This is a genomic window from Pseudomonas sp. MF6394, from assembly GCF_002018845.1.
Classification (GTDB): Bacteria; Pseudomonadota; Gammaproteobacteria; order Pseudomonadales; family Pseudomonadaceae; genus Aquipseudomonas; species Aquipseudomonas lactis.
This window is the reverse complement of the sequence record NZ_MVOJ01000024.1, coordinates 1-12,941: the sequence shown is the minus strand read 5'-3', so window position 1 is coordinate 12,941 and position 12,941 is coordinate 1. Positions and strand designations below refer to the sequence as shown.

General features: G+C 61.5%; 11 protein-coding genes. 4 read left to right on the top strand and 7 right to left on the bottom strand.

The genetic code is table 11. From position 1 onward, the window contains the following. Positions 1-166: 166 nt before the first annotated feature. Together MF6394_RS22010 and MF6394_RS22005 are read right to left on the bottom strand one after the other, a co-directional pair. The gene (locus tag MF6394_RS22010) at positions 167-1,459 is read right to left on the bottom strand and encodes a PQQ-dependent sugar dehydrogenase (protein WP_078467540.1); all 1,293 of its coding nucleotides are present in this window, start codon (positions 1,457-1,459) and stop codon (positions 167-169) included. Beyond that, complete coding sequence (locus MF6394_RS22005) at positions 1,456-1,881, bottom strand: DUF2231 domain-containing protein (RefSeq protein ID WP_057711788.1); 426 nt, start codon at positions 1,879-1,881, stop codon at positions 1,456-1,458. Before MF6394_RS22005 ends, MF6394_RS22010 begins: the two co-directional genes overlap by 4 nt. Before the next feature lie 767 nt (positions 1,882-2,648). Here MF6394_RS22005 and MF6394_RS21995 point away from each other — a divergent pair. Next, complete coding sequence (locus MF6394_RS21995) at positions 2,649-3,446, top strand: nucleotidyltransferase domain-containing protein (RefSeq protein ID WP_078467538.1); 798 nt, start codon at positions 2,649-2,651, stop codon at positions 3,444-3,446. Next, positions 3,439-3,888, top strand: a complete 450-nt coding sequence (locus MF6394_RS21990) for an NUDIX hydrolase (RefSeq protein WP_078467537.1) — start codon at positions 3,439-3,441, stop codon at positions 3,886-3,888. Before MF6394_RS21995 ends, MF6394_RS21990 begins: the two co-directional genes overlap by 8 nt. Before the next feature lie 58 nt (positions 3,889-3,946). Here MF6394_RS21990 and MF6394_RS21985 read toward each other — a convergent pair whose 3' ends face one another. Continuing rightward, positions 3,947-4,507 carry a cysteine hydrolase family protein gene (locus MF6394_RS21985; protein WP_078467536.1) on the bottom strand — a complete coding sequence of 187 codons (561 nt, stop codon included), beginning with the start codon at positions 4,505-4,507 and terminating at the stop codon, positions 3,947-3,949. Positions 4,508-4,652: 145 nt separating this feature from the next. Between MF6394_RS21985 and MF6394_RS21980 the strand changes: the two genes are divergently transcribed. After that, on the top strand, positions 4,653-6,851 hold the full coding sequence (locus tag MF6394_RS21980) for an OsmC domain/YcaO domain-containing protein (RefSeq protein ID WP_078467535.1): 2,199 nt from the start codon (positions 4,653-4,655) through the stop codon (positions 6,849-6,851). A 116-nt stretch (positions 6,852-6,967) separates the two neighbouring features. On the opposite strand, the gene MF6394_RS21970 is transcribed toward MF6394_RS21980, so the two are convergent. The 4 genes from MF6394_RS21970 to MF6394_RS21955 all read right to left on the bottom strand — a co-directional run bounded on the left by MF6394_RS21970 (position 6,968) and on the right by MF6394_RS21955 (position 11,958). Continuing rightward, positions 6,968-8,134: a cystathionine gamma-synthase gene (locus MF6394_RS21970; protein ID WP_078467533.1), complete on the bottom strand. Its 1,167-nt coding sequence runs from the start codon at positions 8,132-8,134 to the stop codon at positions 6,968-6,970. Further along, positions 8,131-9,507 carry a pyridoxal-phosphate dependent enzyme gene (locus tag MF6394_RS21965; RefSeq protein WP_078467532.1) on the bottom strand — a complete coding sequence of 459 codons (1,377 nt, stop codon included), beginning with the start codon at positions 9,505-9,507 and terminating at the stop codon, positions 8,131-8,133. Before MF6394_RS21965 ends, MF6394_RS21970 begins: the two co-directional genes overlap by 4 nt. A 724-nt stretch (positions 9,508-10,231) precedes the next feature. Continuing rightward, positions 10,232-10,714, bottom strand: a complete 483-nt coding sequence (locus tag MF6394_RS21960) for a VOC family protein (RefSeq protein ID WP_078467531.1) — start codon at positions 10,712-10,714, stop codon at positions 10,232-10,234. Between the two features lie 59 nt (positions 10,715-10,773). Further along, complete coding sequence (locus tag MF6394_RS21955) at positions 10,774-11,958, bottom strand: MFS transporter (RefSeq protein WP_078467530.1); 1,185 nt, start codon at positions 11,956-11,958, stop codon at positions 10,774-10,776. 94 nt (positions 11,959-12,052) lie between these two features. On the opposite strand from MF6394_RS21955, the gene MF6394_RS21950 reads away from it, so the two are divergent. Further along, the coding region (locus MF6394_RS21950; RefSeq protein WP_078467529.1) for a LysR family transcriptional regulator at positions 12,053-12,941 on the top strand (889 nt) is incomplete at its 3' end.

The window sequence follows — 12,941 nt, the reverse complement described above, 5'->3', positions numbered from 1 at the left end:
CCGCTTTCGCAGGCAAGCCAGCTCCCACATTGGTTATGTATTGCCCACAAAATCAGCGCCTGGCACAGACCTTGTGTGCGCCCGATGGCAGCCTGACAGCCGAACAGCATGTTGGATCAGACAGCCTATACATCAGTCTCACTACTCCGTTGCGTAGTTCCTCGATTTACTGGTTACGTGTGACTCGCCAAACAGTATTGGCCAAGTCGTCAGCAATGATCAGCGCGCCTTTGGGGTCCACGGTCACTCCAACCGGGCGGCCACGGGTTTTGCCGTCGTCGCCGCGAAAGCCGGTGGCAAAGTCGATGGGCTCGCCCGCCGGTTTGCCGTTGCTGAACGGTACGAAGATCACTTTGTAGCCCACTGGGTTGTCACGGTTCCAACTGCCGTGCTCGCCGACAAACACGCCGTCAGCGAATTTTTCACCCAGGGCGGGGATGGAGAAATCCACGCCCAACGCGGCCACGTGGGAACCCAGGCTGTAATCGGGCTTGATCGCCGCGGCCACCTTGGCCGGGTTTTGCGGTTGTGCGCGGGGGTCGACGTTCTGGCCCCAGTAGCTGTAGGGCCAGCCGTAGAAGGCACCTTCACGCACCGACGTCAGGTAGTCCGGCACCAGGTCGGGGCCCAGTTCATCGCGCTCGTTGACCACCGTCCACAGTTGCCCGGAGCCCGGTTGGATGGTCAGCGCCGTTGGGTTGCGCAGGCCCGTGGCGTAGGGTTTGTGCGCGCCGGTGGCCGCGTCGATCTGCCAGACCATTGCGCGGTCGATTTCCACTTCCATGCCGCGTTCGGTGATGTTGCTGTTGGAACCGATGCCCACATACAGCTGACGCCCGTCCTCACTCACAGCCAACGACTTGGTCCAGTGATGGTTGATCTGCGCCGGCAGGTCGGTAACTTTGACCGGTGGCGCGCTCGCCTTGGTCTGGCCGTCGGCGTAGTCAAAGCGCACCAGTGCGTCCTGGTTGGCCACGTACAGTTTGCCGTCGGCGAATGCCAGTCCGTAGGGAGCGTTGAGGTTGTCGGCAAATACCGTCTTGAGTTCATAGGTGCCGTCACCGTCGGCGTCACGCAGCAGCGTAAGGCGGTTGCCGCCCTTGACCTTGGTGTTGCCCTGGGCCTTGATCACACTGGCGATCACGTCCTTGGGCTTGAGCTTGGCCGCGCTGCCGCCACGGCCTTCGGCCACCAGGATATCGCCGTTGGGCAGCACCAGTGTCTGGCGCGGGATCGCCAGGTCAGTGGCGATGGCGGTCACGCTGTAGCCTTCGGGCACCTTGGGCTTTTGCTCGCCCCACGGCGTGGGCTCGGCAATCTTCATGCTCGGCAACAGGCTGCTTTGTTGCTCGGGCAGTTTGGGGTCCGGGCCGCGCGCCTGGGTCTTGTCTCCTTCGCCGCCACAGGCACTCAGCAACAGGGCGGCGCTGAGCAGGGTCAGTGTGTTGAGTGGTTTCATCGGGCAGCTCCTGAGCGCAGGTTGGTCAAGCCGATCCAGGTGGCGACAATCGCCAGCACGGTGACAATCGCCGACAGCACCAAGCCAGCAGGCATCATGGCGTAGGCATCCTTGGCATGCTGAAAGGCGTTCACCAGCCCTAGCACCCAAGTGCCCAGCAACAGCAGGAAGTACGCCACCGGGCGCCCGCCCTTGTGTTCGGCACGCACCAGGTTGACCAGTGCAAACAGCAGGGCAAAACCACAGAACACCAAGGCTCCTGCGATCAGCCAGGAGGCGAAATTGGCCCATTGAATCTGGTAGGTCTGGCCGTAGGCGATATCACTGAGCAAGGCTCCGAGAAACAACGGGACGGTGCCGGCGAGCAAAGTCCCGTGCAACGGCCCGGGCCTGACGACGGGGTAAGTGGGGAGGGTAGTCATGTCGGTGGCGGCTCCTTATCGTTCTGCACCCTGGACTCAGGGCGCTCTGACTTCGCATAGGAAAGGAGCATGGCGCTTGTAAGAAAGTTCACTGGGAGGGCGTGTCGAGGTGTGTTTCGATCCGGCGTTCCCCTGCATATGCATACGTATCTACACAATTTTGGTGCGACGCTGAACCTGTGGCGAGGGAGCTTGCTCCCGTGACGGCCAGCCAGCCGACATCTATCTACCTGACACCCCACCATCCAACTGTGGGAGCTGGCTTGCCTGCGAAGGCGGCCTGGCAGTCAACACAGTTGGACCGGGTACATATCCGTTATTTAGGTAACGGCCACCTAGGGTTCCGCCCTGACGGCGGCTCACTTTTGAAAAGCGCAAAAGTAAGCAAAACGCTCTTGCCCCACCACTCGGCACCTCGCCTTGGCTCGGTGTGCCAGTAATCCGCCAGTGATTTGGGGGGCCGCCGCCACGCGCCATCCATGGCGCGGGGCGGCTAAACCGGCATCCTTGCCGGTTTACCCCCCAAATCCCTGGCGAATTACGGCCAGCGTGGTTTGATGGGGCGCCTGAGATCAAAAGCAGATCAAGAGCAGATCAAGAGCAGATCAAGAGCGGCTCGCTTCGCATCGTGGTTACCGTTCGTGCCTACAGCCCACAAAGTTATGTAGATACGTTTACCACAGCGGCTATATGACTCATCCTTCCTGGCCCGATATGAGGAATCGCGTTATGCCCACTCTGCATCTGCTCTGCGGCAAGATCGCATCGTGAACACCCAAAAACCTGCAGGCATTGATGTCGACGGCTATATCCTCACCGTTGCCGATGGGCCTATACAACCCGAGTTCCAGCCCCTGCTGACGGACATCTGCGCTACCTTGTCCCGGCCAGAACTGGGGCTGCACGGGATTTACCTGTATGGCAGCATCGCACGGGGCGAAGGTGAGATCGGCCTTTCTGATCTTGACCTTTCCCTGATACTGGTCGAGCCACCGGATGCGCCCGTGCTTGAACAATTGGAGTTGGCCCGACTCGCGTTGGAGCTACGGCATCCCCAAGTCACCAAGATCGACTTTGATATCGGCCACCGCGCCCAGGTGTTGGCGCCCGAGAACCGAAACCGTTGGGGCTTCTGGCTCAAACATCATTGCCGCTGTCTCTGGGGCGAAGACCTGTCGCTGCACTTCGAACCGTTTCGCCCGTCTCGCGCCATCGCCCTGGCGGTCAACGGCGATTTTGAACAGGCGCTCACGGGGTATCTGGTAGGTATCCAACAGGCCAGCACTGAGCACGTACGCCATCGCTTGCAGCGGGAAGCATCGCGGGCTTTGATCCGCGCCACCCACACCCTGCGAGCGCAAGATGCGCAAACCTGGCCGCAAACCCTGGAAGACTACGTCGGGCTGTTTGTTCAGCATTACCCGACCATGCGCGTGCAAATCGCCTACTTCCTGTTTGAGGCACGCAACCCGAGCGCAGAGGGCGAGGCATTCACGACACGCCTGCGGGCTTTTTTGAGCTGGATGAATTCGGCAGTCATAGAAAGGAATCAAGCTGATGCGTGAACGCAAAGCCGCACGATTACTGGTCATAAACCCTGCACAGCAAGTGTTGCTGTTTCGCTTCGTGCACAAAGAAGGTGCCTTGGCTGGCCAGGATTACTGGGCCACGCCGGGCGGTGGCGTTGAGGCCGGGGAGACCTTTCACAGCGCCGCGATTCGTGAGTTGCGCGAAGAGACTGGGATCACGGTGAGCAGCGTCGGGGAATGTGTAGCAGAGCGCAACGTGACCTTGATGCTACCCTGCGGCGAAACGGTGCTGGCGGTTGAGCGGTACTTCGTTGTGCATGCATCCAGCGACGCGTTATCCAGGGCCGAGTGGACGCAGCAGGAGGCCCAGGTGATGGCGGACCATCGCTGGTGGTCGGCAGAGGCGCTGCGCGCAACGAGCGATACGGTATGGCCGCAGGCGTTATCGCAAATGCTTGAGGATGTCGGGGTGTTTTAACCGCTCAGGCCTGCAAGCGGCCGCCACCGTGCGTTTGCCCTGATGCATGTCTGCTTTGTTAATGACTGGCCAGGATTTCACTCGTCTGGAACACCCTGGCATAGTCCATCGCCAAGTTACTCAGCGACAACGCATGCACATCTTCAGCGGCCCACAGCCGCCCCGATAGATCGGTTTGATCGAAGGTAAAACACGCATCCGCCGCCACGATCACGTCGAACCCCAGGTTGCCTCCCGAGCGTGCGGTGGATTCCACTGAGTTGTTGGTGATGACGCCAACGATCACCAACTGCCGGATCGAGCGCAGGTGCAGCCAGCGCTCCAGGCCCGTGGCGCTGAATGCATCCGGTACATTTTTTTCCACCACATGTTCGTGGGCCAGGGGTTGCAACGCCTCCTGGAACTCGCAGCCAGGTTGGCCTGGCCGGAACACCGAAGCGTCAGAGCGGGAGATATGCCGCACATGAATGATCGGGCGTTGCGCCTGGCGCCAGGCATTGAGCAAGTGCTGTATGTGCAGCTCAGCGTCTGAGTTGTTGCGGCGCCCAAGGGTGGGATCGGCCATGCCTTTTTGCATATCGATGATCAACAGTGCGGCGTTCGTCGCTATCGGTTCCATGACCTGTCCTGGCAGAGGTGAACATTATCTAACTAGTTGGAAGTTAGCACCGATCGGCAGCCCATACGCAAAACCCTGAGACTTCCCGGCGAAACGCTTCATAATGGCGGCCAATTTGTTTAGCTCGTTATTCTGGTGTGCCCGCATGGAAATTAAGGTCAACTTTCTCGACAACCTTCGGCTTGAAGCCAAGTTCGATGACTTCACGGTCATTGCCGACCAGCCCATTCGCTACAAGGGCGATGGGTCGGCACCGGGGCCATTCGACTACTTCCTGGCTTCGTCGGCGTTGTGTGCGGCGTACTTTGTGAAGTTGTACTGCCAGACGCGCAATATTCCCACCGAGAATATTCGCCTGTCGCAGAACAACATCGTCGACCCGGAAAACCGCTACAACCAGATTTTCAAGATCCAGGTCGAGTTGCCCGCGGACATCTCCGACAAGGACCGCCAAGGCATCCTGCGTTCCATCGACCGCTGTACCGTGAAAAAAGTGGTGCAGGCCGGGCCGGAATTCGTGATTGAGGAAGTCGAGAACCTCGACGCCGATGCCCAGGCGCTGTTGATGCCCAATTCCACGTCCGAGGCGGGCACCTACATTGTCGGCAAGGACCTGCCGCTGGAGCAGACCATCGCCAACATGTCGGCGATTCTCGCCGGCCTGGGCATGAAGATCGAGATCGCTTCGTGGCGCAATATCGTGCCCAACGTGTGGTCGCTGCATATCCGCGACGCCCATTCGCCGATGTGCTTTACCAACGGCAAGGGTGCGACAAAAGAAGGCGCGCTGGCGTCGGCGCTGGGCGAGTTCATCGAGCGCCTGAACTGCAACTTTTTCTACAACGACCAGTTCTGGGGCGAGGACCTGGCCAACGCGCCGTTCGTGCATTACCCGGACGAGCGTTGGTTCCAGCCGGGCCCCAACGATGAGCTGCCGAGTGAAATCCTCGATGCCTACTGCCTGAAAGTCTACAACCGCGACGGCGAGCTGCGCGGTTCGCACCTGTTCGACACCAACTCCGGCAACGAGGCCCGTGGGATTGTCTCGCTGCCGTTCGTGCGCCAGTCCGATGGCGAGGTGGTGTATTTCCCGTCCAACCTGATCGAAAACCTCTACCTGAGCAACGGCATGAGCGCCGGCAATACCTTGGCCGAAGCCCAGGTGCAGTGCCTGTCGGAGATTTTCGAGCGGGCGGTGAAGCGCGAAATCATCGAAGGCGAATTTGCGCTGCCGGACGTACCGGCCGACGTGCTGGCCAAGTACCCGGGCATCCTGGCGGGCATCGAAGGCCTGGAGGCCCAGGGCTTTCCGGTGCTGGTCAAGGATGCGTCCCTGGGCGGTGAGTTCCCGGTGATGTGCGTGACCTTGATGAACCCGCGCACCGGTGGCGTGTTCGCTTCGTTCGGCGCGCACCCTAGCCTGGAAGTCGCGCTGGAACGCAGCCTCACCGAGCTGCTGCAAGGCCGCAGCTTCGAAGGCTTGAACGACCTGCCGCAGCCGACCTTCGAAGGCCAGGCGGTCACCGAGCCGAACAACTTCGTCGAGCACTTTATCGATTCCAGCGGCGTGGTGTCGTGGCGCTTCTTCAGTGCCCAGTCCGATTATGAATTCGTCGAGTGGGACTTCTCTGGCCAGGGCGAAGACTCCAACGCCCAGGAGGCCGCCACGCTGTTCGGCATCCTCGAAGGCATGGGCAAAGAGTCGTACATGGCGGTGTATGAGCACCTGGGCGCTACCGCCTGCCGGATCCTGGTGCCGGATTACTCGGAAATCTACCCGGTGGACGACCTGATCTGGGACAACACCAACAAGGCGCTGTTTTTCCGCGAAGACATCCTTAACCTGCACCGCCTCAACGAGGAAGAGTTGCAGGCGTTGGTCGAGCGCCTGATAGAAAGCGAGCTGGACGACTACACCGATATCACCACGCTGATCGGCATCGAGTTCGATGACAACACGGCGTGGGGCCAACTGACCATCCTGGAGCTCAAGCTGCTGATCTTCCTGGCCTTGCAGCAGTATGAAGAGGCCAAGGAGTGCGTGGAGATGTTCCTGCAGTACAACGACAACACGGTTGAGCGCGGCCTGTTTTACCAGGCGATGAACGCGGTGCTGGAGATGGAGTTGGATGACGACTTGGAACTGGCTGACTACGAGGCCAACTTCCGGCGCATGTTCGGTAATGAGCGCATGGACGCGGTGATCGGTTCGGTCAACGGCAGCGTGCGGTTTTACGGGCTGACGCCCACCAGCATGAAGCTGGAAGGCTTGGACCGGCATTTGCGCCTGATTGACAGCTACAAGAAGCTGCATGCGGCGCGGGCCAATATCACCCAAGGCTGAACGTTGTAGGAGCGAGCTTGCTCGCGAAAAACGTCAACGATAACGCGGGATGTCTGGATGCCCGTGTTGTCTTTGCGTTCTTCGCGAGCAAGCTCGCTCCTACAGGTATGTCGGCGTTAGATGTGGGCCAAGGCCTGCGCCAGGTCGGCGCGCAAATCCTCCACATCTTCAACCCCCACCGACAACCGCACCAGCCCATCGCCAATGCCCAATTGCGCGCGCGTCGCCGCCGGGATGCTGGCATGGGTCATGATTGCCGGGTGTTCGATCAGGCTTTCCACGCCCCCCAGGCTCTCGGCCAGGGCGAAGATCTTCACGTTTTCCAGAAAGCGTGTCGCGCCGGCCAGGTCGCTGTTCAAGTCCACTGAAATCATCCCGCCAAACCCGCGCATCTGCTGTTTCGCCAGGTCGTGCTGTGGGTGGGATTCCAAGCCCGGGTAGTGAACCCGCGACACTTGCGGCTGTTGTTCCAGCCAGGTGGCCAGGTCCAGGGCATTGCTGCAATGGCGCTCCATGCGCAGCGCCAGGGTTTTTACCCCGCGCAGGGTCAGGAAGGCATCGAACGGCCCGGCGATGGCGCCGATGGAGTTTTGCAGGAAGCCCAGTCGTTCAGCCAAGTCAGGGTTGTCGCCGACGATGGCGATACCACCGATTACATCGGAATGCCCATTGAGGTATTTGGTGCTGGAGTGCACCACGATGTCGAAGCCCAGCTCCAGCGGGCGCTGGATCCAGGGGCTGGCAAAGGTGTTGTCGGCCACGCAGGTAATCCCGCGGGCACGGCAGATGCGGGCGACTGCGCGCAGGTCGGTCAGGCTCAGCAGCGGGTTGCTTGGGGTTTCGACCCAGACCATGCGCGTGTCGTCCTGCAATGACGCTTCAAAGGCTGGCACGTCGCTGAGGTCGACATAGCTGAAGCGGTGCCCGGCACTGCGCTGGCGCACCTTGTCGAACAGCCGGAAGGTGCCGCCGTACAGGTCATTGCCCGAGACAATATGCGCGCCAGCATCCAGCAGTTCCAACACAGTGGAGATCGCCGCCAGCCCTGAGGCAAACGCAAACGCCTGGCTGCCGCCTTCAAGGTCGGCCACGCAGCGTTCCAGGGCAAAACGCGTGGGGTTATGGGAGCGGCCATAGTCAAAGCCCTTGTGCACGCCGGGGCTGTCTTGCAGGTAGGTGGAGTTGGCGTAGATCGGCGGCATCAGCGCGCCCGTGGTCGGGTCGGGTGACTGCCCGGCGTGGATCACACGGGTGGCAAACGCGCTTTTATCGGGCTGGCTCATGCAAGGGATCTCCGTAGGTGGTTAAGCAGGTCGACGCGGGTGATCAGGCCATGAAAGCCTGCGGCGTCGGCAATGATGGCGACCAGGCCGCGATCCAGCTCGGCCTGCAGTTCGGCCAGGCTGGCGCTGGGGGCCAGGGTGTGCAGGGTGTTGGTCATGGCGCTGGCGACGGTCATGGAAAAGTCGGCGGCGTCGTGGTGCAGGCCCAGCAGGATGTCGGACTCGTCGATCACGCCCACCAGGGTCTGGCCATCGACCAGCACCGGCAGTTGCGACACGTCCGCCAGGCGCATGCGCTGGAAGGCGGTGAGCAGGGTGTCGTCGGGGCTCACGCTGATCACCCGGCCGTCTTCGAAGCGGCGGGCGATCAGGTCACGCAGGTCGCCGTAGTGCTTGTACTGCAACAGGCCGGCGTCGTTCATCCACTGGTCGTTGTAAACCTTGGACAGATAACGCGTACCGGTGTCGCAGACAAAGGTCACCACGCGCTTGGGCTCGGTTTGCTCGCGGCAGTAGCGCAGGGCAGCGGCGAGCAGGGTGCCGGTGGATGAGCCGCCGAGGATGCCTTCGGCCTTGAGCAGTTGGCGGGCGTGGTCGAAGCTGTCTGCATCGCTGATGGAGTAGGCGTGGCGCACGCTGGACAGGTCGGCGATCGAGGGAATGAAGTCCTCGCCGATGCCTTCCACCGCCCAGGAACCGGGGGTTTCCAGCGTACGGCTGCGGCTGTATTCGGCCATCACCGAACCGACCGGGTCGGCCAGCACCATGGCCAGTTCGGGTTGCACGCGCTTGAAGAAACGCGTCAAACCGGTGAGGGTACCGGCCGAGCCAACGCCCACCACAATCGCGTCCACATCGTGCTGGGTCTGCGCCCAGATCTCCGGCGCGGTACTGGTCTCGTGGGCCAACGGGTTGGCCGGGTTGTTGAACTGGTCGGCGAAGAACGAGCCCGGAATATCCTTGGCCAGGCGCGCTGCCACGTCCTGGTAATACTCCGGATGGCCCTTGCCCACATCGGAACGGGTGATATGCACCTCGGCGCCCATGGCCTTGAGGTGCAGCACCTTTTCCGTGGACATCTTGTCGGGCACCACCAACACCACCCGGTAACCCTTGGCCCGGCCCACCAGCGCCAGGCCCAGACCGGTATTGCCGGCGGTGGCTTCAATGATGGTACCGCCCGGGCGCAAGCGACCGTCGCGTTCAGCGGCGTCGATCATCGCCAGGCCAACGCGGTCCTTGATGGAACCGCCGGGGTTTTGCGATTCCAGTTTGAGAAACAGCGTGCAGGGGCCGGTATCGAAGCGGCTGACTTTGACCAGCGGGGTGTTGCCGATTAGCTCAAGTACGGCAGGGCGTGAAGGCGTGGGCATGTCGTCTCCTGGTTACGGGATGGGCGTAGGGCGAGGGACAGCAAAAAAACAGCATGGCTTGGAACATAGGCCGGTATCGCCGGTGTCGCAACCGGGCGTCCGTTGGATGACTTTTTTTGCCGCATGGGGGGAGGGCGCGCAATCAAACGGTGGGAGCGGGCTTGCTCGCGAAGGCGGCCTGACAGCCAACGCTTATCTAGCTGACGCCCCGCGATCCAAATGTGGGAGCTGGCTTGCCTGCGAAGGCGGCCTGACAGCCGACCGGGATCTGAGATCAGACTGAGTATATATCCGTTATGTAGGTAACGGCCACTTAGGGTTCCGCCCTGACGGCGGCTCACTTTTGAAAAGCGCAAAAGTAAGCAAAACGCTCTTGCCCCACCACTCGGCACCTCGCTTGGGCTCGGTGTGCCCGTAATCCGCCAGTGATTTGACGGGCCGCCGCCACGCGCCATCCATGGCGCGGGGCGGCTAAACCGGCATCCCTGCCGGTTTACCCCCCAAATCACTGTCGAATTCCGGCCAGCGTGGTTTGACGGGGCGCCTAAGATCAAAAGCAGATCAAGAGCGACTCGCTTCGCATCGTGGTTACCGTTGAGAGCTGCAGAGTTATGTAGATACCTATGCCTTCATGTGGGAGCGGGCTTGCTCGCGAAAGCGGTGGGTCAGTTCTCACATGTGCTAGCGGATACATCGCCTTCGCGAGCAAGCCCGCTCCCACAGTTCAGTTCCCGGCAATGGCGGCTTCGATGGTCGCGATGTCGATTTTGGTCATGGTCAACATCGCCTCAAACGCTCGCTTGGCGACGGCAGGATCTTTACTGGTCACCGCATCGACCAACACCCTCGGTGAGATCTGCCACGACAGCCCCCACTTGTCCTTGCACCAACCGCAAGCGCTTGCCTGCCCACCGTTGTCGATGATGGCATGCCACAAGCGGTCGGTTTCCTCCTGGTCATCCGTGGAGACCTGAAAGGAAAACGCCTCACTGTGCTTGAACATGGGGCCGCCATTGAGGCCCACGCAGGGGATACCCAGTACGGTGAATTCCACGGTCAACTCATCACCCTGCTTGCCGGATGGGTAGTCGCCAGGCGCACGGTGTACGGCGTTTACTGCGCTGTCGGGGAAGGTGTTGGCGTAGAAGGTCGCTGCCTCCAGGGCATCGCCGTTGTACCAGAGGCAGATCGTATTCTTGTTGTTCATCGCAAGGCTCCTCGGGTTGGAAGGTGCATGAAGTCTAGACTAACAACCTGCGATGCTGCTCAGGCTTGCACCGCCTCTCTGCCAGAGCGTGAGTCGGCCCGCCGCGCACGCCAGCCCAACCCCAGCACCATCAACAAACCCAGCCCAGCCATGATCGCGCCTGCCAGTGAAATGGCCGGATAGCCCAGCCCCGCGTTGATCACTGCCCCTCCCAACGCCGCACCAATCGCATTACCAAAATTGAACGCACCGATGTTCATCGCCGAAGCCAGGTTAGGCGCATCCTTTGCTGCCTCCATCACCCGCATCTGCAACGGCGGCACCAGGGCAAAGCTGGCAGCGCCCCACAGCAGGATCGACAGCGCAGCGGGCAGCGGCCATTGCATGAGCACCGAGAAGGCCAACAGCACGGCAATCAACACCACCAGCGAGATGATCAAGGTGCGGTCCACCGAGCGGTCCGCAGATTTGCCACCCCACACATTGCCCAGGGTGAGCCCGACTCCGAACAGCACCAGCATCCCGGTGACGAAGTTGGTCGAAGCGTGGGTGACGTCGCGCAGAATCGGCGCGATGTAGGTGAATACCGTAAACATCGCACTCGAGCCCACCACGGTCAGCGCCAACGCGGCCAGCACCGGCCCGCGGCCCAGCACACGGATTTCCGCCATCAGCCCGCCACCCTTGGGCGCGGGAGTATTGGGCAATGCCCACCACAGCGCCGCCATGACCACCGCGCCGAGCCCACTGATGCCCCAGAACGCGGTACGCCAACCAAAGTTCTCGCCAAACCAGGTCGCCAGGGGCACGCCGCCAATGGTTGCCAGGGTCAGCCCCATAAACATCGCCGCCACAGCCCCCGCGCGCTTCTCGGGCGCCACCAGGCTTGCGGCCACGATCGAGCCAATCCCAAAGAACGCCCCGTGATTGAGCGACGTCACCAGCCTGGCGATCATCAGCGTCTGGTAGTTGCTGGCCAACGCCGACAGCAAATTACCCAGGGTAAAAATCGCCATCAGCCCAATCAGCAAATAGCGGCGGGGCACCCTGGCCGTCGCCAGGGTCATGATCGGCGCGCCAATCAACACGCCCATGGCGTAGGCGCTCACCAACAGCCCCGCAGCGGGAATGGAGACATCAAGATCAGCGGCGATACCGGGCAACATGCCCATAGGGGCAAACTCTGTGACCCCGATGCCAAAGGCACCGACGGACAATGCTACAAGGGGTGGATTGATACGCATGGGTGACTCCTTATCTGTGACTCAAATGCTACAATCCTGCCTTTTGCAGCAGTAGCCCTTGGTTGGGAACTACAGCTTTGCGCAGGAGGCACAAATGGACATCGGCGGGCGGTCGGGAGAGATGGAAGTGTTCACCATGGTCGCCGAGCACGGCAGCCTGTCGGGTGCGGCAAGGGCCTTGGGGCTGACCCCATCGGCCATCAGCCGCATCATCACCCGCACCGAACAGCGCATCGGCACCCGCCTGCTACTGCGCACCACCCGCGCCATCACCTTCACCGCTGAAGGCGAAGCCTACCTGCGCGGCGCCCGGCGCATCCTCGCCGACATGGCCGAAGTCGAAGACGCCATCACCGACCAGGGCGCGCCCCGCGGACGCCTGCGTGTCAGCGCCGCACTGGCCCACGGCCGCATGACCATCGTCCCCCTGATCGCCGCCTTCAGTGCCCGCTATCCCGCTATCGTCGTCGACCTGATGCTCGGCGACGAAGTCGTAGACATCCTCGGCGGCCAGGCCGACGTCGCCATCCGCTTCGGCCCCCTCGCCGACAGCCCCCTGACTGCTCGCCTTATCGGCTCTACCAGGCAGGTTATCGTCGCCTCGCCGGAGTACCTGGCACGGCATGGCACTCCCGTGACGCCGCAGGATTTATTGCAGCACAACTGCCTGCGCTTCAACTTCCGCAGGGCAGCGCCGGATTGGCCGTTTCGGGTGGAGGGGCGGGAGTTTTCGTTGAAGGTGGCGGGGACGATTGAGGGCAATAGTGGTGAGGCATTGGCGCAGTTAGCGAAGCTGGGGGCGGGGGTGGCGAGGATTGGGGCGTTTAGTGTGGTGGAGGAGGTGAGGCAGGGGGAGTTGGTGGTGCTGCTGGAGGAGTTTAATCCTGGGGATGTGGAGCCGATTCATGCGGTGTTTGTAGGGGGAGGGGCGATGCCGGCGCGGGTTAGGGCGTTTGTGGATTTTTTGGTGGAGAGGTGTGGGG